The organism is Mycobacterium sp. IS-1496 (assembly GCF_001499995.1).
In the GTDB taxonomy this organism is placed as follows: Bacteria; Actinomycetota; Actinomycetes; order Mycobacteriales; family Mycobacteriaceae; genus Mycobacterium.
In genome coordinates this window covers 36,215-59,620 of sequence record NZ_LQIU01000015.1, presented here as the reverse complement: position 1 = coordinate 59,620, position 23,406 = coordinate 36,215, and the positions used below count along the sequence as shown (strand labels likewise).

The window sequence follows — 23,406 nt, the reverse complement described above, 5'->3', positions numbered from 1 at the left end:
GTGCCCATGGCTGCGCTCGGCGCGCTCACGTCACAGCGTGCAGCGGTCGACCACTTCCGGGTCGGCTTGATGCTCGCCGTCGGTTCGGCGTTCGCGTTCGGCATGTCCGGACCGCTCGGCAAGTCGCTGATGGTCGCCGGTTGGAGCCCCACCGCGGCCGTGACGGCCCGGCTGGCCGGCGGCGCGCTCCTCATGGCGGTGTTCGCGACGGTCGTCCGCCGCGGCTGGCTGCGGGAGGCGGTGTCGCACTGGCGGACCGTCCTCGTCTACGGCGCCGTCCCGATCGCCGGCGCACAGCTCTTCTACTACAACGCCGTCTCCCACCTGACGGTCGGCGTGGCACTGCTGTTGGAGTACACCGCCCCGCTGCTGGTGGTGGCGTGGCTGTGGCTGACCACGCGTCGCAGGCCGTCCACGTTGACCCTGGCGGGCGTCACCCTCGCGGTCACGGGCATCATGCTCGTCCTCGGGGTCATCGACAGCGGCGGCTTCGCCGCCGCGCACATCAACCTCGTCGGCGTCGGCTGGGGACTGGCCGCCGGCGTGTGCGCCGCCTGCTACTTCCTGATGTCGGAGCGGGTCGCCACCGGTGAGGCGAACGCGGGCAGCGTCCATCCGGTCACCCTGGCCGCGGCCGGACTGGCGGTCGGCGGGGCGCTCACCGCGCTGCTCGGCGTCGTCGGTGTCATGCCGCTGACCTTCACCGCCGACGACACCGCGATCGCCGGGTGGACCACGTCGTGGGTGGTGCCGGTGCTCGCCCTGGGCCTCATCCCGACCGCGATCGCCTACACGCTGGGGATCATGGGCATCGCCCGGCTGCGGCCACGGTTCGCCTCGCTGGTCGGCCTCTCGGAGGTGCTGTTCGCGGTCCTGGCCGCCTGGGTGCTGCTCGGTGAATCGATGACGGCGGTGCAGGCCGTCGGCGGGGCCATCGTGCTGTGCGGCCTCGCCCTCGCCCGCCAGGGAGACCGGCACGATTCCCGCGAAGCCCACGGCCGGGATCTGGTTGCGGCGGCGATGTGGCCCGAAACACCGGTCGAGGAGCGGGAAGAAGCGCGAACTGTTGGCTATAGCTAGCCCACCTATGTGAGTATGTGCCGGTGATCTCGCTTAGCGCCGGTGCGCGTCTGGCCGCCACCGCACTCTCCGTCGTCACCGCCGGTGTCCTCGTCGCGGCGGGCCCCACACCGACGGCCGCCGCGCAGGGTTGCTCCGATATCGAGTTGATCTTCGCGCGAGGCACCAGCGAACCCGTGGGCATCGGCCGCGTCGGCCAGGCACTCGCCGACGCGATGCGCCCCATGCTCGGGGGCCGCACGCTGAGCACCTACGGGGTGAACTACCCGGCCACCTACGACTTCCTGACCACCGCGGCCGGTGCGGCCGACGCGACCGCGCGCATCGCGTCGGTCTCGGCGCAGTGCCCCGGCACCCGGTTCGTCCTCGGCGGGTATTCGCAGGGGGCGGCGGTGATCGACATGCTGGCCGGCGTTCCGCCCCTCGGAAACCGGATCGGTGACATCGGTTCCGCGCCGCCGCTGCCCGGCGGTTACGTCAGCGACGTCGCGGCGGTCGCGGTGTTCGGCAACCCCGCCACCAAGTTCGGCAACCCCGTCAACGCGCGAGGGTTGTTCGCCGGCCGCGGAATCGACCTGTGCAACGACGGCGACCCGATCTGTTCGGACGGCCGCAACCCGTTCGCTCACAAGAACTACGAGTCCTCGCCGTTCATCGGTCAGGCAGCAGGTTTCGCAGCCGGCCTGATTTGACGATCATCTCGGTTAACATCGACGGGGTGCATGATCATTCTGCGTCGCTCCGCTGGGTCCGCCGGTCTCTGACGCTCGCCGCGTCCGTCTTCGTCGCCGCCGGACTCCTCATCGCGCCCTCGACACTGTCCCGCACCGCCGCCGTGGCCTCCGCACAGGCGTGCCCGCAGGCGGAGCTGATCTTCGCCCGCGGCCGCACCGAGGCGCCCGGCGCAGGCGTGATCGGCAATGCGCTCATCAGCGCCCTGCGCAGCAAGACGGACAAGGACATCGACATCTATACCGTCCAGTACCCGGCGGACACCGAGATCGACGTGGGCGCCAACGACATGAGCTCGCGCATCCAGGACATGGCCGGACGCTGCCCCGACACCCGGCTGGTGCTGGGCGGCTACTCGCTCGGCGCAGCCGTGACCGACGTCGTCCTGGCCGCGCCGATCGCGGCGTTCGGGTTCGACAAGCCGCTGCCGCCGGGGATGGACCGCCACATCGCCGCCGTCGCGTTGTTCGGCAACGGAGTCGCGTGGGTCGGTCCGATCACCAACTTCAGCCCGCTCTACCGCGAGCGCACGATCGAGCTGTGCCACGGCGCGGACCCGATCTGCAGCCCGGCCGACCCGAACACGTGGGAGGGCAACTGGCCCGACCACGCGGCCAGGGCCTACGTGAACGCCGGCATGGTCAACCAGGCCGCCGACTTCATCGTCGGCCGTATCTGACCCCTACTCGATGACGCGCAGGTCCCGCGTGACCAGGGTCCGTGCCGCCAGCTCGTCGTCCGGCGGATAGTCCACCCCCACCAGGGTGAGTCCCTGCGGCGGGGCGGCGGCGAACTCGCTGGAGCGCCGCGTCGCGCTCAGCAACCCGGCGCACCACCCGGGCTCACGGCGGTGTTCGCCCACCGCGATCAGCGCACCGACGAGTGAGCGCACCATCGACCAGCAGAACGCGTCCGCGCTGACGTGTGCGGTGACCAGGTCGCCGTCACGCGTCCACTCCAGCCGTTGCAGATCGCGGATCGTGGTAGCGCCTTCGCGGTGACGGCAGAACGCCGCGAAGTCGCGCAGACCGACCAGCAGCGAGCTCGCCGAGTTCATCGCCTCGACGTCGAGCGGTCGCGGCCACGGCGTGACGAAGCGCGCCAGGTGTGGTTCCACGCCGTAGGGGGCGGTGCCGAGCCGGTAGGTGTAGTGGCGCCGTAGTGCGGAGAAGCGGGCGTCGAAACCCGCGGGCGCACGGGTGATGTCGCGGACCCGGACGTCGGCGGGCAGGAACCGCCCGAGCCGGCGGACCAGCGGCTGAAACTCCGGCTCGGAGGGCCGCGCGGTCCGCGGGTAGGCGTGCCCCAGCGCATCGGACGGCACGTCGACGTGAGCGACCTGACCGGTGGCGTGCACACCGGTGTCGGTGCGCCCGGCCGCCCGAACGGTCAGCGGTGTCCGGAACATCGTCGTGAGCGCCTCGTCGATCAGGCCCGCCACAGTGCGCTGACCGGTCTGCGGCGCCCAGCCCGCGAAGTCGGTGCCGTCGTAGCTGACGTCGAGCCGAAGACGGGTCACCGGACGCGAGGAGGAGAAATGATCCAGCCCGCCACTCCGGGGAGTGACGGGCTGGTCTGCGCTCATGTCGCTAGGACTTGTCAGCGTCCGAACCCTCGGTGGTGGGGTCGTCGGTCTCGGTCGACCGCGACGCCTCCGAAGCCGTGGTGTCCTCCGCTTCGGTCACCACATCGGCCTCGACCGCCGCCGAATCGTCGGTGTCGGGACCCTCGGCGGCCTCGGGCTCGACCGACGCCTGCGGCGCCGCAGCGGCGGCCACCGGAGCGGTCTGCTTCGAGGCACCCACGCGGCGGGCCCTATTGGCCTCCGACGTCACCGTCTTCTCCCGCACCAGCTCGATGACCGCCATCGGGGCGTTGTCGCCCTTGCGCGGCTCGACCTTGATGATGCGGGTGTAGCCGCCCTCGCGGTCGGCGAAGAACGGGCCGATCTCGGCGAACAGCGTGTGCACGACGTCCTTGTCGCGGATCTTCTTGAGCACCTCACGCCGGTTGTGCAGCGTGCCCTTCTTGGCGTGGGTGATCAGCTTCTCCGCGTAGGGCCGCAACGCCCGCGCCTTCGGCTCGGTCGTCTTGATGCGGCCGTGCTCGAAGAGCGACGTGGCCAGGTTGGCCAGGAGCGCCTTCTGGTGGCTGGACGACCCGCCGAGGCGGGGGCCCTTTGTGGGCTTGGGCATTGCGACTGTCTCCTCAATGGGGCCGGCCCCCGTATCAGGTAGGACCGGGACGGAATGTTCTCTTTAGAGCTGTTCGGTTTCGGCGAAGTCCTGGTCGGTGTCCAGGTCGTAGCCGGCGTCGCTGTTCCAGGTGCCGGTGGCGGCGTCGTACCCGGCGACCTCGGACGGATCGAAGGTGGCCGGGCTGTCCTTGAGCGAGAGACCGAGCTGGTGCAGCTTGATCTTCACCTCGTCGATGGACTTCTGGCCGAAGTTGCGGATGTCCAGCAGATCGGACTCCGTGCGGGCGACGAGCTCGCCCACGGTGTGCACACCCTCGCGCTTGAGGCAGTTGTACGACCGGACGGTCAGGTCCAGATCGTCGATGGGCAGCGCGAACGACGCGATGTGGTCGGCCTCGGCCGGCGACGGGCCGATCTCGATGCCCTCCGCCTCGACGTTGAGCTCCCGCGCCAGACCGAACAGCTCGACCAGCGTCTTGCCCGCCGAGGCGAGCGCGTCACGCGGGGTGATCGAGTTCTTGGTCTCGACGTCGAGGATCAGCTTGTCGAAGTCGGTGCGCTGCTCGACACGGGTGGCCTCCACCTTGTAGGTCACCTTGAGCACCGGGCTGTAGATCGAGTCGACCGGGATGCGGCCGATCTCGGCGCCGGACGCCTTGTTCTGCACGGCGGGCACGTAGCCGCGGCCGCGCTCGACGACCAGCTCGACCTCGAGCTTGCCCTTGTCGTTCAGCGTCGCGATGTGCATCTCGGGGTTGTGCACGGTCACGCCCGCCGGCGGGACGATGTCGCCCGCGGTGACCTCACCGGGACCCTGCTTGCGCAGGTACATGGTGACCGGCTCGTCCTCCTCGGAGGACACGACCAGGCTCTTGAGGTTCAGGATGATGTCGGTGACGTCTTCCTTCACCCCGGGGACGGTGGTGAACTCGTGCAGCACACCGTCGATGCGGATGCTGGTGACCGCTGCGCCGGGGATCGACGACAGCAGCGTGCGCCGCAGCGAGTTGCCGAGCGTGTAGCCGAAACCGGGCTCCAACGGCTCGATGACGAACCGGGAGCGGTTCTCGGCGACCGTCTCTTCGGACAGTGTGGGGCGCTGAGAGATCAGCATGGTGTTTTCTCCTTCGTCACGACACCCGCTATTTGATGCCGCGTGACCCTGCCGCCATCGGGACGGCCGGGGGTGTTACTTCGAGTAGAGCTCGACGATCAGCTGCTCGGTCAGCGGCACGTCGATCTGTGCGCGCTCGGGCAGCTGGTGGACGAGGATGCGCTGACGTTCGCCGATGACCTGCAGCCACGACGGGATCGGCCGGTCACCCGCGGTCTCCCGCGCGATCACGAACGGATCGGTGTTCAGCGACTTCTCCTTGACGTCGATGATGTCGTACTGCGACACCCGGTAGCTGGGGATGTCGACCTTGACGCCGTTGACGGTGAAGTGTCCGTGGCTGACCAGCTGACGGGCCATCCGGCGGGTGCGCGCCAGGCCGGCGCGGTACACGACGTTGTCCAGCCGGCTCTCGAGGATGCGCAGCAGGTTGTCGCCGGTCTTGCCGGGCTGCCGGTTCGCCTCGTCGTAGTAGCGACGGAACTGCTTCTCCAGCACGCCGTAGGTGAAGCGGGCCTTCTGCTTCTCCTGCAGCTGGGTGCGGTATTCGCTCTCCTTGATCCGCGCGCGGCCGTGCTGGCCGGGCGGGTAGGGGCGCTTCTCGAACGATTGATCACCACCGACGAGGTCGACGCCGAGACGGCGCGACTTGCGGGTGGCAGGTCCGGTGTAACGAGCCATGAGTGTTGGTTCCCTCTCCCCTAGACCCGGCGCCGCTTGGGCGGACGGCAACCGTTGTGCGGCTGCGGCGTGACGTCGGCGATGGCGCCGACCTCGAGGCCGGCGGCCTGCAGCGAGCGGATGGCGGTCTCGCGGCCCGAACCGGGCCCCTTCACGAACACGTCGACCTTCTTGACCCCGTGCTCCTGGGCCTTGCGGGCGGCGTTCTCGGCGGCCAACTGCGCGGCGAACGGCGTCGACTTACGCGACCCCTTGAAGCCGACGTGACCCGACGACGCCCAGGCGATGACGTTGCCCTGGGGATCGGTGATCGACACGATCGTGTTGTTGAACGTGCTCTTGATGTGTGCGGCGCCGTGCGGGACGTTCTTCTTTTCCCTGCGGCGGGTCTTCTGCCCCTTCTTCGCGGAGGAAGCGGCGGCTTTCTTCGGTGGCATCTACTTACCTGGCCTTCTTCTTGCCGGCGATGGTGCGCTTCGGGCCCTTGCGGGTGCGCGCGTTGGTCTTGGTCCGCTGGCCGCGCACCGGCAGGCCGCGACGGTGCCGCAGGCCCTGGTAGCAGCCGATCTCGATCTTGCGGCGGATGTCCGCCTGCACCTCGCGGCGCAGGTCGCCCTCCACCTTCAGGTTCGCTTCGATGTAGTCGCGCAGCTGGGTGACCTGATCGTCGGTGAGGTCCTTGGTGCGCAGATCCCGGTCGATGCCGGTCGCCTCCAGGATCTCCTGGGAGCGGGTACGGCCGACGCCGTAGATATAGGTCAGTGCGATCTCCATGCGCTTGTCGCGCGGGAGGTCAACGCCCACTAGTCGGGCCATGGGTGTGCCATTCCTTCTTCTTTGCGGAGGTCTTTTCCCAGTCCGATCCCGCCGTGGTGGCGGGGCCCGGCCTCCGTCCGGGCGTGTCCGAGCAGCCAATCTGTTCGGTGGTACTGGGAGGTCAGCATTCAGTTGTTCGAGGGTGCGGCCGGCGTTGGAGCCGGGCCGGGATCAGCCCTGCCGCTGCTTGTGGCGGGGGTCGGAGCAGATCACCATGACCCGCCCATGCCGACGGATCACCCTGCACTTGTCGCAGATGGGCTTGACGCTCGGGTTCACCTTCACGGCGTGCAGATCCTTCTTGGTCGTTCTGTCTGGGTTTACTTGTACCGATACACGATGCGGCCCCGGGACAGGTCGTACGGAGACAGCTCCACCACGACGCGGTCCTCGGGCAGGATGCGGATGTAGTGCTGCCGCATCTTGCCGCTGATGTGGGCGAGGACCTTGTGACCGTTCTCCAGCTCAATGCGGAACATCGCATTGGGCAGGGGTTCGACCACGCGACCCTCGACCTCTATGGCACCGTCTTTCTTTGCCATAACTTTTCGGAGATCCTCCGTTGTCTTCTGGTTGTTCGGCGCCTGCCGCCGAATCGGCGACACACTGCACTGGCACAGTTGCGCTCCGACCACGAAACGTGAGCCGGTAGTCGGATATTCCGGAAACCAGAGGCACGCAAGAGCCGGCGCGGGCACCGCACCGTTGGTCAATACTACCCGCTCGGGTGGGCTGCCCAAAATCACGCCGATCAGCGCATCTGCCGGGCGCCGCAGCCGCCGGACCGGTGACGACCGCGAGAAGCGTAAAGGTCCCACCCGAATCGGGACCTTCGTCTCTGTCGGCAAACCGTCGCCCGCGGCACCGTGGTGGGAACACCCTCCCGAGAGGCACGATCATGACCGTTCGGTCGCCCGGCGCCGACACCCTGCGTACGGCCCTCAGCCTGGCCAACCGCGCACCCTCCATCCACAACTCTCAACCGTGGCACTGGCAGGTGGGCACCCACAGCGTGCATCTGTACGCCGATCAGTCGCTACAGCTGGCGCACACCGATCCCGACGCGCGGGAGCTCATCGTCAGCTGCGGCGCGGCGCTCAACCACTGCGCGGTGGCGCTCACCGCGCTCGGCTGGCCACCCAAGATCCACCGCCTGCCGAACCCGGCCGAACCCTCGCACCTCGCGTCTCTGGAACTGCACTCGCATACGCCGAGTGAGTCCGACATCGCCCTCGCCGCGGCGATCCCGCGCCGGCGCACCGACCGGCGGCACTTCAGCGACTGGCCGGTTTCGATGGGAGACATCGCGCTGATGGGGTCACGCGCCGCCCGCGCGGGGGTGACCATGCGGCGCGTCGAGATGACACCCGCCTTCCGGGCCGCGCTCGCGCTGGCGGTCGGACAGCACGCGGCGGATCCGGACTATGCGGAGGAACTGGCCGCCTGGACCGGACGTCACGCGTCGACGGTGGGGGTGCCCGCGCGCAACAGCCCGGCATCCGACCCGGCGGCCGCGGTACCCGCACGGTGGTTCGCCGGTACGGCGCTTAAGCAGCCGGCGGGCGCGGAGGCGTCGCGCGACAGCGGTGTCGTCGTTGCGCTGGGGACCGCGACCGACGATGTCATGGGCCGGTTGCGCGCAGGCGAGGCGGCCAGCCTCGTCATGCTCACCGCGACGACGCTGGGGCTGGCGACGTGCCCGATCACCGAGCCGCTCGAGATCCGCGCGACGCGCGAGGCGATCCGCGACGACGTGTTCGACGACCTCGTGTATCCGCAGATCCTGCTGCGCGTCGGATGGGCGCCGGTCAATGCCGATCCGCTGCCCGCGACACCGCGACGTCCGCTGGGCGAGCTGGCGACGTGGCTGGACGGATCTGTCCTCGTGTGACCGATCAGGGCGTGCGCCCGAGATCCACCTCGACCGAGACCACCGCACCCTCGAGGTGACGGCGGCACGGCCAGCCGGAATCGGTGAGCACCGTCTGCATCTCGTGATTCTCGGCGAGGACGTCGGCGATGAAACAGCGTTGGCCGTTGGCCCGGGCGATACGGCCCAGCGCGTCGAGCAGGACGGTCCCGACGCCGCGATGGTGTTCACCGTGGGCGACCACGATCGCGACCTCCGCGTAGCCGGGGCGGGCCGTTTCGACGTAGTTGGCCACGCCGAGCAGCGTGTCCTCGTCGAACGCCGCGAGAGTGAATCGGTCCGCTGATGTCTCGACCAGGACGCTCACCCACTGGTCGATGTGCTGGGGATGCGCGGTGAAGAACCGCAAGTATCGCTCCCGCTCGGTGAGGCCGCGAGCCATCGCCCTGATCGCTGCGCCGTCGGCGTCTGTGACGCGCCGGAGGGTGACCACGCTGCCGTCGAGAAGTGCTGCGGTGGCGGGTAATTCGAGACCCGTGCGCGAAGCCTCCGGCGGGACTGACATCAGCGGACCACGAGCACTGAGTGCCGCCTGCCGCCGTCGAACAGTGCGCCGTGCGGACCGACGATGTCGGCCACCGCTTCCGCGTCGGCAGCACCGATGACCACCATGTCGATGTCGCGCTCCCGCTGGTGGGCCAGGTACCGCACGATGGTGTCCCTGGTCGGCACCACGTCCGTGTGCACATCCGGGTAGTGCCGCGTCGATTCCGTTGTGTGGCGGTCCAACTCGTCGCGGCTGGGTTCGTGCGACTCCCACCGGCGAACTCCGACGATCACCACGGAGGACCCGCGTAACCGGGCCTCGTCCAACGCGCCCGTGACGACGCACTCGCTTTCCGGCGTGGCATCGGTGGCGACCGCCAGCCAGCCGTCGCCCGCGGGAGTGGCGCCTCCCCGCAGCACCGCGACACAACAGAGCGCCTGGGTCGAGACCGTGACGGCGGTCGAACCCAGGACGACGTTGGCGACCGCACCGATGCCCACCGATCCGACGCAGATCATCTGCGCGCGAAGGGACTCGGCGAGGAGTTCGCCCTCCGGAGCGCCCCAGAGGATGTCCGTTTCGACGTCGACGTCCCGGCCTGAGGACTTCGCCGCGGTCGATGCCGCCCGGAGCACCGTCTCGGCGTATTCGCGTTCCAGCCGGAATTCGTCGTCGGACTGACCCGGTTGTCGCGTCACACCCGTGGCGTGCACCAGGCGCAGCGGCGCGGAACGCGCGGCGGCTTCGTCGACCGCCCACCTCACGGCATCGAGCGCGGCCTGTGAGCCGTCCACTCCCACGACGACCGGCCGAATCGGATGTGTCGTATCCATCGGAACTCCCAATCTGCAGCGCGGTACGAGGGTATGGGACGGACGGCACCGCCGACGGAGTCGTTCGGCCCGCCGGCTCGGGTCTTTGGTCCTCCCCCGCGTGCGGACGTGGTGACCAACGCCTCTGCGCATCCGGCCACCGACGTCCTAACGTCGGCATAGATCACGGATCAGCGGGGAGGCGAGATGACCACATCAGCCGGTCAGGGAATTCTGGTGGGGGTCGACGGGTCGCCACAGGCCCTGCGAGCCGTGACCTGGGCAGCACGGGAAGCCGTCGGCCGGGATGTGCCGTTGACACTCGTCCACGTGCTGCCCGATCTCGAAATGCGGATGTGGCTGGACGTTCCACCGACGGAGGAGTTCTGGCGCACTGTCGAACACCAGAATCGTGAGAACCAGGCCGAAGCGGTGAAGGCGGCCGAGGCCGCGGTCACGGGTATCGGCACCGGCCAGCTCACCCTGCGCCAGCGCAGCGTTTCGGGCAACACCGTGTCGACGCTGGTCGACCTGTCCAAGGACGCCGAGATGGTGGTGGTGGGCAGCCGCGGCCTCGGCGCGATCGGACGACGGCTGCTGGGCTCGGTGAGCCGGGGTCTTCTGCACCACGCGCACTGCCCGGTCGCGGTGATCCACGAGGATGAGGCCTCGGCCCCCGATCGGGAGCGCGCACCCGTGGTCGTCGGCATCGACGGATCACGGGCATCCGAACTGGCCACGGCCATCGCCTTCGACCAGGCATCGCGCAGACATGTCGATCTCGTCGCCGTCCACGCGTGGAGCGATCCGACGATCTATGCGTTCCCCAACGAGGAGTGGATGACCTTCAAACCGCAGGCCGACGAGGTGCTGGCCGAACGGCTGGCGGGTTGGCAGGAACGCTATCCGGATGTGACGGTGCGTCGGGTCGTGGTGCGCGACAGAGCTGTTCGACAGTTACTGGAGCAGTCCGAGAACGCTCAGCTTGTGGTGGTCGGCAGCCACGGCCGCGGCGGGTTCGCGGGGATGCTCCTGGGATCGGTCAGTTCCGCGGTCGCCCAGGCTGCCTCCGTACCGGTCATCGTGGCACGCAAGTCCTGACGACGGCATGGCACCGACGAAGCAAGTTGTCGCGAACGGAACGGAATTCCTGGGCCCGCCTGACCGCGCGCTACACCATGCCTCGCTGCGGATTCCCGTGGCCGCGCCCGAAGCCCCGGTCGGCGAGACGCTGAGCGCCATGCGCGGCAGGCACTTCGACAGCGCCGTCGCCGTCGCGGTGATGGACGGGGACCGCCTGGCGGGCATCGTGACCATCGAGCGCATGTTCGGCGCCGCGGACGGCGCACTGCTGCGCGACGTGATGGACCCGGAGCCGCCGGTGGTCGCGCCCGACACCGATCAGGAGCATGCGGCATGGGAGGCCGTGCAGCGCGCGGAACCGGGACTGGCCGTGGTCGACGAGGCCGGCCGCTTCCGCGGACTGATCTCGCCGCAGCGCCTGCTGACCGTTCTGCTGGCCGAACACGACGAGGACATGGCGCGGCTCGGCGGCTTCCTGCGCGGTGCGGCGACGGCGCGGTCATCGAGCGTCGAAGCGGTCAGGCGGCGGCTGTGGCACCGGCTGCCGTGGCTGATCCTCGGTCTTCTCGGGGCCATGCTGTCCGCGGTGCTGATGACGGCGTTCGAAGGCCAGCTCGACGCGAATCTCGCTGTCGCCTACTTCATCCCCGGCATCGTCTACCTCGCCGACGCGGTCGGCACCCAGACCGAGACCCTGGCGATCCGTGGGCTGTCGGTGGGTGTCGGCATCCGGCGCATCACCGGTCGCGAGACGCTGACCGGAGTGTCGGTGGGGGTGTTGCTCGGTGCGCTCATGTGGCCGGTGGTCGCGGTGATGACGGGAAGCGTGACGCTGGCGTCGGCCGTGTCCATCGCGATTCTCGGCGCCAGCGCGATCGCGACACTGGTGGCGTTGTTCCTGCCATGGCTGCTGCACCGGCTCGGGATGGACCCGGCGTTCGGTGCCGGGCCGCTGTCCACCGTCGTGCAGGATCTGCTGACGATCATGATCTACTTCGGCGCGGTCAGCATCCTGATGACCTGATCGGCAGTTCGGGCCGAAGGTCCCTATCTGCGTTCGCCGTCCCTACCTAGCGTTGCTCATGGGGTGCCCCGGACGGCGGCCCGTCGGACCGAGAGGATCAGTGATGACCGACAGCGCGCCAGAACCGGACATCGTTGTCGGCGTCGACGGTTCACCGACTTCGGACCACGCCGTCCGGTGGGCTGCGGGCGAGGCGCTGTCGCGCAGGTCGCGCCTGACCCTGGTCCATGCCGCGCCCGCGAGCATGGCGGAGTGGTCGGCCATCCCGGCACCCGTCGGGATCCTCGACTGGCAGCGCGAGATGGGGCGGCAGGTTCTCGAGGTCGCCGCGCAGATCGCCGACGGCGTCACCCGTGGCGCGGTGCCGGTGTCCACGGAGTTCTTCGTCGCCGCGCCCGCCGTGGAACTGGTGGATCTGTCGCGCAAGGCCGAGCTGGTGGTGGTGGGCAGTCGCGGTCGCGGGGCGCTTGCGCGAACGGTGTTGGGGTCGGTCAGCACGGCACTGGTGCACCGCGCGCACTGCCCGGTTGCGGTGATCCATGCGGAGGCGCCGATCCCACTCGACTCCCGGGCCCCGATCGTGTTGGGCCACGACGGATCCACGGGCTGCGAGTCGGCCACCGAACTGGCCTTCGAGGAGGCCGGCCGGCGCGGTGTGGAGTTGGTCGTCGTGCGTGCCTGGTGGTCGCCGGGCGCGTTCGAGTTGCCAAGCGCCGACTGGGAGAAGTTGTGCCCCGCAGTCGATCGGGAGTTGGGCGCACAGCTGGCGCCCTGGCAGCGACGCCATCCAGAGGTGGCCGTGCACCGCGTGACCGTACTGGACCAGCCCGCGCGCCGACTGGTCGAGCAGGCCGAGTCCGCGCAACTTCTCATCGTCGGCAGCCGCGGTCACGGCGCGGTGGCCGGCGCGCTGTTGGGGTCGGTGAGTACCGCGGTGGCGCAGGCGGTCCGGGTTCCCGTCATCATCACCCGGCCGCGATGAGCCGCGCGAACGCCGGCGCCTGCCCGGTCAGGATGCGGTTGACGAGCGCCATCGCGGCCCTCATCTGCTTCTCGGCCTGATCGAGATTCGCCGTGAACTCACCTTCGTAGTTGTGCGGTGAGTTCGCGACCACGGCCAGACACATGTGGGCAGCCGAGTGCGCGTCCTCCGTCGCGGCGTCCAGTTCCGCGGTCAGATCACGGTCAGGAGAGGGCAGTTGAGCCGGAACGCCCACGGCGGCGGAGTCGTGCATCCGCTGACAGGCGGACGCGAGCCCGGAGGCGTTCATCCGGCGCAGCGAGCTCTCGGCGTCGTAGAGCGATTCCTGCAGGTCCGTGACCGCCGACTGCGCCGTCGACCACCACTCGCGGACGGCTGCCTGTTCGGACGCGACGACGACATCGTGTGTCCGGGCGGCGTCGACGACGGCGAGCAGAGCCACCACGCCGACGACGGCGGCGACGATCGTGGCCACCGCGCCCCGGCGGGTGACCGAGTGCCACCGCTGGCGGCGGCCCACCGGCTCGGACAGCGCATCCAGGGGTGCGCCGCACGTCGGGCAGAAGCCGGTCACATCGCGGTGATCCTCGGGGCAGGCGGCCGAGTCGTCGGCGCCGGGCGGGGGCAGGGTCATTGACGCTTCTCCCTGTCGGGCGGGTTGCTCCTGCTTGCGACGGTAGGAAACCCGCGCCGCTAAGGCCAGGGTCGTTGGTCCCGAACCGGTGATGCCGATTGCCCCACCTGGTGTCCCGCTCACCCGAGCAGGACGGCAGCGCCGGCGATGCGGCCGGCGCACAGATCGTCGAGCGCGGCGTCCGCACGGTCCATCGGGTACTCCGGGCTCGTCACCTCGATGTGGTGGCGGCCGGCGAACTCGAGGAACGCCCGCGCGTCTGCACGGGTGTTCGCGGTCACCGACCGCACCTGGCGTTCCTCGAACAGGTGGCGTTGATAGTCCAGTGACGGGATGTCGCTGAGGTGGATGCCCGCGATGGCGAGCGTCCCCCCGCGGTCCAGACCCTCGAGCGCGGGTAACACCAGATCGCCCACCGGGGCGAAGAGGATCGCGGCATCCAGTTTCACCGGGGGCGGGTCGGCGGCGCCCTGCACCGACGCTGCGCCCAGCCCCCGCGCCAGGTCCTGTGCGCGCTCTCCTCGGGTCATCACGTGGACCTCGGCGCCCTGCGCCAACGCCACCTGCGCGGTGATGTGGGCGCTGCCGCCGAATCCGTAGATGCCCAACCGACCGCCGGGTGGCAGGTCCGCCCGCAGCAGCGACCGGTATCCGATGATCCCCGCACACAACAGCGGGGCCAGCTCGGTGTCGGTGTAGCCGGACGGCAGTCGGTGCACGAAAGCCGCGGGTGCCGTGGTGAATTCGGCATAACCACCGTCGGCGTCCCACCCGGTGTAGCGCGAGTGCCGGCACAGGTTCTCCTGCCCGCGCAGACAGTAGCGGCACTGTCCGCAGGTGTGCCTGAGCCACGCCACGCCCACCCGGTCGCCGACCGCGGACTCCGGATCGGTGTCGGGTCCGAGTTCGACGACCTCTCCTACGACCTCGTGTCCGGGCGTCACGTGGTGACGGTGGACGGACAGATCGCCCTCCGCGATGTGCAGGTCGGTTCGGCACACCCCGCATGCCCGCACGGCGATCAGGAGCTCACCGCTACCGGGTTCGGGCACCTCGGTGGTGCACCACTCGAGCGGGCGCGTGGCCATCGGCCCCGGAACGCGCACCCGCCAGGCATGCATGGTCCGCACAGTCACCGCCCCCTATCCCGCCGGCGTGATCAAGCCGTAATGGCCGTCATAGCGGTGATACAGCACGCAGGCACGTCCCTCGGCGGCTTCGACGAAGAACAGGAACGGCAGCCCAGACAGATTCAGGCGCTCGACGGCTTGTGCCGTCGTCAGGCAAGGCACCTGCTGGTCGCTGATCGCCACGGGCAGTCGGAACGGCGCCAGGTGCTCTCGGGACCTGGGCGCGACGAGCGTCAGGCGGTATCCGGCCTCCCCGCCTCGAGACAGCACAGCGGCGTACCCGGTGGCTTTTTCGGTGAACAGGTGAAAATCGTGGTCGAGGAGCTCCATCTCCTCCGCCGCCTCGTCGAGGGTGCACGCGTCGAGGGTGAACGCCTTGCGCCGCACCACTTCACGGTCCTGAGCCGGACGCGGGAAGTGGGCCGGGCGACGCTCGGGTTCGGAGTGGTGACGCCATTCGTGCGGCTGGCCGGTGGGCATCGCGCCCCGCCGCGCTTCCCAGTGGCGCGCCACCCGCTCGAGCCGCCGGCGCAGTCGATCCTCGAGCCGATCGATCGCCTCACGGGCGGTGGCGCCCTCGACCTGCGCGCGCACCAGCCTGCCCGCCACGTCGAGGTTGGCCTGTGCGATGACGGGCCGCTTCCCGGTCGGGGCGGGCCGCTCGGTCAACCTCACGCGGGCAGCGAGGACCGGGCCGTCGGCGACACGGCCCAGCCGGCCGATCTTGGCCCTGGCGTAGTCGACCGCACCCGGCATGTCACCACCGGTGGTGACGTCGACGTCGAATTCCGCCTGCACGCGGTCGTTTTCGCTCACATGACCTTTCGTACGCATGTCCCGCCCGCACGAGAAGGGCCATTGGTCACCGCTTACCCACGTAGTGCACGATGGCGGCCACCGTTCGCAACTTCGCAGTGAGTCCCCGGCGTTCCATATCAGGTCCGGATCACGAGGACCGACGAGCGCCCGTGCGGGAACACCGGATGTCCGTGTGGGCCAAGGATCGCCGCGAGTCACCCGGCGTCGGCGGCGCCGATCACCGCCAGGTCGATCGGTTCGTCGTGCTCGCGGACGAAGTGAGCGACGTCCCCCGGGGCCGCGACGGGGTAGATGTGGACGTCGCCGAAACTCTTCCGCCACTGTGCGACGATGCGGTCGAGTTCGCCGCTCTCGACGCCACCCCGAGGCGACCGGCCGAGGAGCAGCACCGGAAGCTTGCGGAGTCGCGCTTCGCGCACCGCGCCTTCGATGACCGCCTCGTCGTCGGGTGTGCCGGTCGCCGCGGCGACGATCCAGCGGACGTCGCCGGGGTCACCGGTCTGGGTGAAACGGATCACCGCCACCGGACAGTGCGCCTGTTCGGCGAGATCCGTTGCGGTGGAACCCAGTATGGACCTTCCATATCGGTCGATGCCGACCGATCCCACGCACACGAGGTCCGCGTCCCGGGAGCGGGCGATGAGCACCGCCGCGGGTTGACCGGTGGCGATCTCCGTGTCCACCTTGACCGGACGCCCGGTCGCCTCGACGGCAGCGCGCGCGGCGCGAAGCGACGCATCGGCGTGGTGCAGTTCGCGTTGGTACTCGTCGGCGGACGGATGCATCGACTTCATCACGCAGATGAGAATCAAAGGGACGGATCGGCTGACGGCCTCCTCCACCGCCCACGTCGCGGCGCCGATCGCCGCGCCGGACCCGTCGATACCCACCAGCACCGAGGAGAATCGCCGTTCGTCGCTCATGATCGCTCCTCCGCCCGGCAGGCCGATTACTTTCCGTTGTCGTGGAGGATGGCGGACTGCACGGCTCCGAACCGGTGGCGTGCGCGTTCGTCGGCGGCGCGTTGCTCTTCGGCGGTGAGGACCACGGCATCCGGGCCCGGGAACACCGTCGCCACGTGGTCGGTCTCCAGCCAGCGCACCACGTACGGCGGTGAGCCGTCCTCGGAATGCACCTCGGTGATCAACCCCCGGTGTTCGGGGCGGTCGACCGCCGTTCCCTTGACAACGAGCCAGTCACCCACCTTGGCCTTCATGACATCCCCTTCCGTCCGACGATCACTGTCGTCGGCCACGCCCTCGTCGGGTAAGGGCAGGAGGACACCAGCGGACGGGTCGAACGTCCCGACGGCCCTCCGCCGATAGGGACTTTCGACCCTGTTGTCCGCGGACCCCCTCACCGAGACTCGTGCCATGACTCCGGACCGCGATAGCGTCGCAGCCATGTCCGACGAAACCAGGTCCGGAACCGCGCCGGTCTCCGTCCTCCCCCTGAGCGAATGCTGGAACCTCTTGTCGGCTGTGTCCCTCGGCCGACTCGTCACGAGCGTCGACGGCCAGCCCGAGATCTTCCCGGTCAATTTCGTCGTCCAGCGGCGCACCGTGCTGTTCCGCACGGCCGAAGGAACCAAGCTGGTGAGTACGGCGATCAACCACAATGTGCTGTTCGAGGCCGACGACCACAACGTCGCCGAAGGCTGGAGCGTCGTGGTCAAGGGGGTGGCCAAGATCCTCCACGATGACGACGAATTGGCCGAAGCCGAACGCGGGCAGCTACTTCCGTGGACGTCGACGGCGAAGCAGCACTACGTCCGGATCCGGCCGCTGACCGTCACCGGCCGGCGATTCGCCTTCGGACCGGGGACGGCGAGCTAACCGACGCGGTGAGCCTCCGCACTCGCCGCGGCCGCGGCTGCCTCCGCCTGACGGTCGCTCTCGGCGCGACGCTTGATGCCGATCAGCATGCCGCGGGTGAGCAACGCCCTCGCCGGCCCGAACAATTCAGCGAGCATCACCTCGCCGGGGTGACGTAGTCCCAGACGGGACCTGATCAGCAGTCTGCAGCGGTCCTCTCCGCGAGGCATCAGGTGGAACGACCAGACCACCGTCCACGGAACCCCCGGCGGTTCGGCGAACAAAACGATCGTCTGCCCCTCGACGAGTTCGGCGACCCGCATCTCGACGCCGTCGGCCAACCCGAACCAGCCCCGTGGCACCAGCCTCACCGCGTCCCCCTCCGCGAGGTGCTGCCATTCCTCGTGGAGCTCATCGGCGTTGCGGTACTTCAGACCCAGCCTGTTCTCCGCTCTCTCGTAACTGTAAAGGCCGCCCCGGTTCTGACCCATCTGGACCAGCCACGGCCACGTCGCCTCGGCGGGCGCGTCGATCCACACCGCCTCGGTGGCTTGAATCACCGGCGGGTGCACGAGTCGATCACCGGGTAAGTGGCTACCTGATTCCGCTTTGGTGGTGCCCCAATCGCGGAAGTACCGTCTTGCCGCGTAGAGCAGGGCCCCTGTCGCACCCAGCTTCACCACACCGTTGGTCATGTGCCCAGCCTCCGCCCACGCCGTCGCCGTCCGCTAGGGCCGGTGGTCCCTTTCGCATTGCCGCCGTAGGTGTCCGTGCACCGCAGCCACCCGCTGTACGAACGGCCCCCGCCCGGAGGACTTCGGTCCCTAGCTGTGCCGATCCGACGGTGGTCGGATACCGGTGTAGGCAAACCGCTGATCGGAGAGACGATGACTCGGACCCACCGACCGCTGCAAACCCCCCGGCGCGTCTTCCGGGACCGCCGCGAAGCGGGTCGGGTGCTGGCGGATCTGCTCACCGCGTACCGCGGGCGAGATGACGTCATCGTGTTGGGGCTCGCACGCGGCGGCATCCCGGTGGCGTGGGAGGTCGCCGCGGCCCTCGGCGCTCCACTCGACGCGTTCATCGTCAGGAAGCTGGGCGCCCCGGGGCACGAGGAGTTCGCGATGGGTGCGCTGGCCACCGGCGGTCGCGTCGTGCTCAACGACGACGTCGTGCGCGCGTTGCGCGTCAGCCCCCAACGACTCCGGGACATCGCCGAGCGGGAAGGACGCGAACTCTTCCGCAGGGAAGCCGCCTACCGGCCCGGGCGCCCTCCCCTCGACGTGTCCGGCAAGACCGTCGTCCTCGTCGACGACGGGCTGGCGACCGGAGCCAGCATGATGGCCGCGGTACAGGCCCTGCGCGACGCCGATCCGGCCGAGATCGTGGTGGCGGTGCCCGCCGCGCCGGAGTCGACGTGCCAGGAGATCCTCGGCATCGCCGACGACCTGGTCTGCGCGAGCATGCCGACGCCGTTCGTCGCCGTCGGTGAGTCGTTCTGGGACTTCCGGCAGGTGAGCGACGACGAAGTCCGCGAGTACCTCACCACCCCGACGACGGGGGTCACCGCAGCACCCGCGCCCACCGCCCAGACACCGGCCGCCGTGGTGGGCCGGTGTGCGGTGGACGCACCCGATGGCGTGCCACCACTGGATGCGCTGGAGGAGATCATCGGTGACGCCCGGGTGGTCCTCATCGGCGAGGGGTCGCACGGCACCCACGAGTTCTACGCCGCCCGCGCCGCCATCACCAAGTGGCTGATCGAACAGAAGGGTTTCTGCGGGGTCGCCGCGGAAGCCGACTGGCCCGACGCCTACCGCGTCAACCGCTACGTCCGCGGCCTGGGTGAGGACGACACCGCCGACGACGCGCTCCGCGGATTCCAACGCTTCCCGGCGTGGATGTGGCGCAACGTGGTGGTGCGGGACTTCGTCGAGTGGCTACATGCCCACAACCGGCAACGCCGCTTCCTCGATCAGCGCGAAACCGGTTTCTACGGCCTGGATCTCTACAGTCTGCACCGCTCCATGGAGGAGGTCATCTCCTACCTCGACTCGGTCGACCCGCGCGCGGCCGCCCGCGCCCGCCGGCGCTACTCCTGCTTCGATCACGCAGCGGCCGACGACGGTCAGGCCTACGGTCATGCGGCCGCCTTCGGCGCGGGCCTGTCCTGTGAGCGCCAGGCAGTGGACCAGTTGGTCGACATGAACTACAGCGCAATCGATTACCTTCACCGCGACGGCCTGCTCGCCGAGGACGAGCTGTTCTACGCCCAGCCGAACGCCCAGACCGTCCGCGATGCGGAGGTCTACTACCGGACGATGTTCAGCGGTCGTGTGACGTCGTGGAATCTGCGTGACGAACACATGGCCAAGACACTGCAGGCGCTGCTGGCTCACCTCGACCGCCACCCCGGCGCCGACCCTGCCCGAATCGTGGTGTGGGCGCACAACTCCCATGTCGGTGACGCCCGGGCCACCGAGGTTGCCGCCGACGGTCAACTGACTCTGGGGCAGCTGGCGCGTGAGCGTTTCGGCGAGAGCTGCCGCTTGATCGGCCTGACCACGTATACGGGCACGGTCACCGCAGCCGCCGAATGGGGTGGCAGCGCCGAGCGCAAGGCCGTCCGTCCCGCCCTGAACGGCAGCGTCGAGGAGCTGTTCCACGAGGCCGACCGACCCGCGTTCCTGGTGTCCCCGTTGATCAGCCGCGCCGTCGAGGAACCGCTGTCCACCGTACGGTTGGGCCGGGCGATCGGCGTCATCTACCTCCCGGCGACCGAGCGCCAGAGCCACTACTACCACGTCCGGCCCGCCGATCAGTACGACGCGATCATCCACATCGACCGGACGCGGGCGCTCGAACCGCTGGAGGTCACCAGCGAATGGGTGGCGGGCGAGACCCCCGAGACGTACCCCAGCGGATTGTGAGGTTCGACCGTGTTGGGAAGGCAACGACCACTACTGGCGGACGTGATGGCGATGGCCGGCCTCGCCGCCCTCTACCACCTCCACACGCGACCGTGGATGTACACATGGGGGGCGCGCGACGACGAACTGACCACGTCGCTGCCCGGTGATGAGCTCGTCGCCGGGGACACCATCCGCACCACCCGGGCCGTGACCATCGACGCACCGGCCCGGGATGTGTGGCCGTGGCTGGCGCAGATCGGTGAGGGCCGCGGTGGTTTCTACAGCTATTGGCCGCTCGAGCGCGCAGTCGGCGCCGATATCCACAACGCCGACGTCATCCACCCCGAATGGCAGCACCTGGAGGTGGGCGACACGATCTGGTTGGCCCGGCGCTACGGTCCGGTGGCCCGCCAGATCGTCGCCGCGGTCGCCGCCGAATCGCACCTCGTTCTCATGTCACCGGCCGATTTCGAACGGGTGCGACACGGGGAACGAGCGGGCGGGTACTGGTCTTTCGTCCTGCGACCCGAAGGCGGCGGCACCCGCCTGCTGGTGCGCGGTAGCGGAACACCCGTGGGGCGTTTCTGGTTCGACATCCCGCACTTCATCATGGAGCAGAAGATGATGCGCGGCATCGCCGAACGCGCGCAACGGACACGGCAGCGAGCCGCTGTCGAAGGCCGACTCGGGGTGTGATGGGCGATCGGACTCCGTGGGTTTCGCGGCTTCGCCCGCTGATCGAGCCGGCGCTGGCGGTGCTCACCGTGGCCGCACTCGCCGCGGGCGGCGTCGCCTGGCTGGCCGATCGGCGTGCCGTCGCTGACGGGTGCTGGATCGTGGGGACTGTGCTCGCGGTGGTGCCTGCGGTGGTGTGGGTGGTCGCGGCGTTGCGTCGTGGACGGGTCGGCGTCGACGTGATCGCGGTGCTGTCGCTCGTCGGCACCCTGCTCGTACACGAGTATCTGGCCGGTGCGCTGGTAGCGGTGATGTTGGCCGGTGGCCGCGCGCTGGACGCCGCCGCCACGCGTCGCGCCTCTCATGACCTGCGGGCGCTGCTGGAGCGGGCCCCACGGTTCGCGCGACGGCGGATCGGCATGCAGGTGAACACGATTCCGCTGGAGGAGGTCGTCCCGGACGACGTGTTGATCGTCGGGCCCGGCGAGGTGGTGCCCGTGGACGGGCGGGTGCGCGACGTCGTGGCGGTGCTCGACGAGTCCGCGTTGACCGGTGAGCCGCTCCAGGTCGAGCACGCGGTCGGCGAACCGGTGCGCAGCGGTGTCGTGAACGCCGGCGGAGCGTTCGAGTTACGCGCCGTTGCGACGGCCGAGGACAGCACCTATGCCGGAATCGTGCGGCTGGCCCGCCAGGCCGGCGCGGAGAACGCCCCCCTGGTGCGGTTGGCCGACCGCTACGCCGCGTGGTTCCTGCCCTTGACGCTGCTGCTGGCCGGTGCGGCGTGGCTGGCGAGCGGTTCAGCGGTGCGGGCAGTGGCGGTCCTGGTGGTGGCCACGCCGTGTCCGTTGCTGCTGGCGGCACCCGTCGCGATCGTGTCGGGGCTGTCGCGCGCCTCCCGCGCCGGGGTGATCATCCGCAGCGGTGGGGCACTGGAAAACCTGTGTCGGGCAACCACTTTGGTGATGGACAAGACCGGCACGGTGACGATGGGACGCCCGATGGTCGTCGATGTGGCCATCGCCCCCGGCGGCGAGGCGACCGAGGTGCTGCGGCAGGCGGCGTCGGTGGACCAGTTCTCCCCGCACGTGCTGGCCGAGGCCGTCGTCACCGAGGCGCTCAATCGCGGCCTGACGCTGTCACTTCCCACCGAGGTGGTCGAAGAGCCCGGCCGCGGTGTCACCGCCACCGTCGACGGCCATCGCGTCTCGGTGGGCAAGCTCCCGGCCGGGAGCACGACCCGCGGCTGGCAGGGCGGTGTGGTCAACCGGGCCAGTCTGGACGGCGCCGCGATCGCGTGGGTGAGCATCGAGGACGACCCGGTGGGTGCGGTACTGCTGCGAGATCCGTTGCGCCGCGACGCCCCCCGGACCATGCGCCGGCTGCGGGCGGCGGGGCTGAACCGGTTGGTGCTGCTCACCGGGGATCGCGCCGAACCGGCCCGCGAGGTCGGCACCGTGCTGGGACTCGATGAGGTGTACGCCGAGCAGACGCCGGCGGACAAGGTCGTCGCGGTGCGGGACGAGCGCGAACGCGCGGTGACGGTGATGGTGGGTGACGGGATCAACGACGCCCCGGCGCTGGCCGCGGCGACGGTCGGTGTCGCGATGGGTGCGCGGGGGGCGACCGCGTCCTCGGAGGCCGCCGACATCGTGCTGACGACGGATCGCGTCGACCGCCTCGCCGACGCGATGGACATGGCCCGCTGGTCGCGGCGCATCGCCGTCCAGAGTGCCGTGGTGGGCATGAGTCTGTCGCTCCTGGCGATGGTGGTCGCGGCCTTCGGCTGGTTACCGCCCGCCGTCGGCGCCCTCCTGCAGGAAGGCATCGACGTCGCGGTGATCCTCAACGCGCTGCGCGCCCTGCGTCGAAACCCCTCCGCCGCAATGGATCTGCCGCCCGCCACCGAGCGGCTGCTGCGACGTTTCGCCGCTGAACACGATGAGCTTCGCGAGACACTCCCCCTGCTGCGCGACAGCGCCGACCGGCTGGCCGCGGCACCCGACGCCGCCGCATTGGACTCGCTGACAACCGTGCACCGGTTGCTCACCGACCGGATCCTGCCGCACGAAGCGGCCGAGGAGAACGAGCTGTATCCGGCGTTGGCCCGCCCGTTGGGCAGCGGTGAGGCCACCGCCACCATGAGCCGGACCCACGCCGAGATCCAGCTGCTCGCCGACCGCATCGGCGCCCATGTCGTCCTCGCCGAATCGACCGGGGCGATCCAACCCGACCAGGTCGATGACCTGCTGGCCTGTCTCTACGGTCTGTACACGTTGCTGCGGTTGCACTTCGTGCAGGAGGAGGAGAACTACTTCACGCTCGCCGAGGACGAGCCGGCGTCCTGACTCGGGACCATTCGCCGTCGCGTTCGGGCCGATGGTCCCTATCCGGGCCGGCCGTCAAGCGATGTAGTCGGAAGTGTTCTCCGCTCAGGGACATTCACATATCGGAGGAGGGACGCCATGGCCGTCGGCACCACCACAC

26 protein-coding genes and 1 pseudogene are annotated in these 23,406 nt (G+C 69.5%); 11 read left to right on the top strand and 16 right to left on the bottom strand.

Annotated features, from left to right (window positions below; translation table 11 throughout):
- The first annotated feature begins 6 nt into the window (after positions 1-6).
- From AU195_RS10475 to AU195_RS10465, 3 genes are read left to right on the top strand one after another with little or no spacing between them, the layout of a single operon-like run.
- On the top strand, positions 7-1,080 hold the full coding sequence (locus AU195_RS10475) for an EamA family transporter (protein ID WP_059158999.1): 1,074 nt from the start codon (positions 7-9) through the stop codon (positions 1,078-1,080).
- A gap of 17 nt (positions 1,081-1,097) precedes the next feature.
- Positions 1,098-1,772 (top strand): cutinase family protein, encoded by a 675-nt coding sequence (locus tag AU195_RS10470; protein ID WP_082703027.1) that lies wholly within the window; start codon positions 1,098-1,100, stop codon positions 1,770-1,772.
- Between the two features lie 5 nt (positions 1,773-1,777).
- The gene (locus tag AU195_RS10465; protein ID WP_059159025.1) at positions 1,778-2,491 is read left to right on the top strand and encodes a cutinase family protein; all 714 of its coding nucleotides are present in this window, start codon (positions 1,778-1,780) and stop codon (positions 2,489-2,491) included.
- 3 nt (positions 2,492-2,494) lie between these two features.
- Here the strand turns inward: AU195_RS10465 and truA are convergent, their stop codons facing one another.
- The 8 genes from truA to infA all read right to left on the bottom strand — a co-directional run bounded on the left by truA (position 2,495) and on the right by infA (position 7,162).
- Positions 2,495-3,397, bottom strand: a complete 903-nt coding sequence (gene truA, locus AU195_RS10460) for a tRNA pseudouridine(38-40) synthase TruA (protein ID WP_059158998.1) — start codon at positions 3,395-3,397, stop codon at positions 2,495-2,497.
- Positions 3,398-3,401: 4 nt separating this feature from the next.
- Positions 3,402-4,007: a 50S ribosomal protein L17 gene (rplQ, locus tag AU195_RS10455; protein WP_059158997.1), complete on the bottom strand. Its 606-nt coding sequence runs from the start codon at positions 4,005-4,007 to the stop codon at positions 3,402-3,404.
- 63 nt (positions 4,008-4,070) lie between these two features.
- The gene (locus AU195_RS10450; RefSeq protein ID WP_059158996.1) at positions 4,071-5,123 is read right to left on the bottom strand and encodes a DNA-directed RNA polymerase subunit alpha; all 1,053 of its coding nucleotides are present in this window, start codon (positions 5,121-5,123) and stop codon (positions 4,071-4,073) included.
- Between the two features lie 75 nt (positions 5,124-5,198).
- Complete coding sequence (gene rpsD / locus AU195_RS10445) at positions 5,199-5,804, bottom strand: 30S ribosomal protein S4 (protein ID WP_059096607.1); 606 nt, start codon at positions 5,802-5,804, stop codon at positions 5,199-5,201.
- A 20-nt stretch (positions 5,805-5,824) separates the two neighbouring features.
- Positions 5,825-6,241 carry a 30S ribosomal protein S11 gene (gene rpsK / locus AU195_RS10440; RefSeq protein ID WP_011558523.1) on the bottom strand — a complete coding sequence of 139 codons (417 nt, stop codon included), beginning with the start codon at positions 6,239-6,241 and terminating at the stop codon, positions 5,825-5,827.
- A 4-nt stretch (positions 6,242-6,245) separates the two neighbouring features.
- Positions 6,246-6,620 carry a 30S ribosomal protein S13 gene (gene rpsM / locus AU195_RS10435; protein WP_011558522.1) on the bottom strand — a complete coding sequence of 125 codons (375 nt, stop codon included), beginning with the start codon at positions 6,618-6,620 and terminating at the stop codon, positions 6,246-6,248.
- Positions 6,621-6,791: 171 nt separating this feature from the next.
- On the bottom strand, positions 6,792-6,905 hold the full coding sequence (gene rpmJ, locus AU195_RS10430) for a 50S ribosomal protein L36 (protein ID WP_003879483.1): 114 nt from the start codon (positions 6,903-6,905) through the stop codon (positions 6,792-6,794).
- 35 nt (positions 6,906-6,940) lie between these two features.
- Complete coding sequence (gene infA / locus AU195_RS10425) at positions 6,941-7,162, bottom strand: translation initiation factor IF-1 (RefSeq protein ID WP_003418601.1); 222 nt, start codon at positions 7,160-7,162, stop codon at positions 6,941-6,943.
- A 356-nt stretch (positions 7,163-7,518) separates the two neighbouring features.
- Here infA and AU195_RS10420 point away from each other — a divergent pair, with 356 nt between their 5' ends.
- Positions 7,519-8,511 carry an Acg family FMN-binding oxidoreductase gene (locus AU195_RS10420; RefSeq protein WP_059158995.1) on the top strand — a complete coding sequence of 331 codons (993 nt, stop codon included), beginning with the start codon at positions 7,519-7,521 and terminating at the stop codon, positions 8,509-8,511.
- A gap of 4 nt (positions 8,512-8,515) precedes the next feature.
- Here AU195_RS10420 and AU195_RS10415 read toward each other — a convergent pair whose 3' ends face one another.
- Together AU195_RS10415 and AU195_RS10410 are read right to left on the bottom strand one after the other, a co-directional pair.
- Complete coding sequence (locus AU195_RS10415; RefSeq protein WP_059158994.1) at positions 8,516-9,055, bottom strand: GNAT family N-acetyltransferase; 540 nt, start codon at positions 9,053-9,055, stop codon at positions 8,516-8,518.
- Positions 9,055-9,870 (bottom strand): universal stress protein, encoded by an 816-nt coding sequence (locus AU195_RS10410; protein WP_157531101.1) that lies wholly within the window; start codon positions 9,868-9,870, stop codon positions 9,055-9,057. Before AU195_RS10410 ends, AU195_RS10415 begins: the two co-directional genes overlap by 1 nt.
- A gap of 186 nt (positions 9,871-10,056) precedes the next feature.
- On the opposite strand from AU195_RS10410, the gene AU195_RS10405 reads away from it, so the two are divergent.
- From AU195_RS10405 to AU195_RS10395, 3 genes are all read left to right on the top strand, one after another.
- A complete protein-coding gene (locus tag AU195_RS10405) occupies positions 10,057-10,950 on the top strand; it encodes a universal stress protein (protein ID WP_059158993.1) in 894 nt (297 codons plus the stop codon).
- Between the two features lie 7 nt (positions 10,951-10,957).
- The gene (locus AU195_RS10400; protein WP_059158992.1) at positions 10,958-11,956 is read left to right on the top strand and encodes a magnesium transporter; all 999 of its coding nucleotides are present in this window, start codon (positions 10,958-10,960) and stop codon (positions 11,954-11,956) included.
- A gap of 103 nt (positions 11,957-12,059) precedes the next feature.
- Entirely contained in the window at positions 12,060-12,938 is an 879-nt protein-coding gene (locus tag AU195_RS10395; RefSeq protein WP_059158991.1) for a universal stress protein, read from the top strand.
- Here AU195_RS10395 and AU195_RS10390 read toward each other — a convergent pair.
- The 5 genes and pseudogenes from AU195_RS10390 to AU195_RS10370 form a co-directional block, all read right to left on the bottom strand.
- Positions 12,922-13,572, bottom strand: a complete 651-nt coding sequence (locus AU195_RS10390) for a hypothetical protein (RefSeq protein ID WP_059158990.1) — start codon at positions 13,570-13,572, stop codon at positions 12,922-12,924. The two genes, AU195_RS10395 and AU195_RS10390, sit on opposite strands and share 17 nt — an antisense overlap.
- Positions 13,573-13,691: 119 nt before the next feature.
- Positions 13,692-14,693 (bottom strand): zinc-binding alcohol dehydrogenase family protein, encoded by a 1,002-nt coding sequence (locus AU195_RS10385; RefSeq protein ID WP_059159024.1) that lies wholly within the window; start codon positions 14,691-14,693, stop codon positions 13,692-13,694.
- A 21-nt stretch (positions 14,694-14,714) separates the two neighbouring features.
- Entirely contained in the window at positions 14,715-15,536 is an 822-nt protein-coding gene (locus AU195_RS10380) for a sigma 54 modulation/S30EA ribosomal C-terminal domain-containing protein (RefSeq protein ID WP_059158989.1), read from the bottom strand.
- 101 nt (positions 15,537-15,637) lie between these two features.
- Positions 15,638-16,444: pseudogene (locus AU195_RS10375) on the bottom strand (universal stress protein).
- Between the two features lie 26 nt (positions 16,445-16,470).
- Positions 16,471-16,737, bottom strand: a complete 267-nt coding sequence (locus AU195_RS10370; RefSeq protein ID WP_059158988.1) for a DUF1918 domain-containing protein — start codon at positions 16,735-16,737, stop codon at positions 16,471-16,473.
- Between the two features lie 187 nt (positions 16,738-16,924).
- On the opposite strand from AU195_RS10370, the gene AU195_RS10365 reads away from it, so the two are divergent.
- Positions 16,925-17,356 carry a pyridoxamine 5'-phosphate oxidase family protein gene (locus AU195_RS10365; RefSeq protein ID WP_059158987.1) on the top strand — a complete coding sequence of 144 codons (432 nt, stop codon included), beginning with the start codon at positions 16,925-16,927 and terminating at the stop codon, positions 17,354-17,356.
- Here the strand turns inward: AU195_RS10365 and AU195_RS10360 are convergent.
- A complete protein-coding gene (locus AU195_RS10360; RefSeq protein ID WP_059158986.1) occupies positions 17,353-18,030 on the bottom strand; it encodes a hypothetical protein in 678 nt (225 codons plus the stop codon). The genes AU195_RS10365 and AU195_RS10360 overlap by 4 nt on opposite strands.
- A gap of 192 nt (positions 18,031-18,222) precedes the next feature.
- Here AU195_RS10360 and AU195_RS10355 point away from each other — a divergent pair, with 192 nt between their 5' ends.
- Genes AU195_RS10355 through AU195_RS10345 form a run of 3 tightly spaced genes read left to right on the top strand, consistent with a single transcriptional unit; the run spans position 18,223 to position 23,267 of the window.
- Complete coding sequence (locus AU195_RS10355) at positions 18,223-20,265, top strand: erythromycin esterase family protein (RefSeq protein WP_059159023.1); 2,043 nt, start codon at positions 18,223-18,225, stop codon at positions 20,263-20,265.
- Between the two features lie 45 nt (positions 20,266-20,310).
- The gene (locus AU195_RS10350; protein WP_286149215.1) at positions 20,311-20,943 is read left to right on the top strand and encodes a hypothetical protein; all 633 of its coding nucleotides are present in this window, start codon (positions 20,311-20,313) and stop codon (positions 20,941-20,943) included.
- Complete coding sequence (locus AU195_RS10345) at positions 20,943-23,267, top strand: heavy metal translocating P-type ATPase (RefSeq protein WP_059158985.1); 2,325 nt, start codon at positions 20,943-20,945, stop codon at positions 23,265-23,267. The genes AU195_RS10350 and AU195_RS10345 overlap by 1 nt, the downstream gene beginning before the upstream one ends.
- The last annotated feature ends 139 nt before the right edge of the window (positions 23,268-23,406 follow it).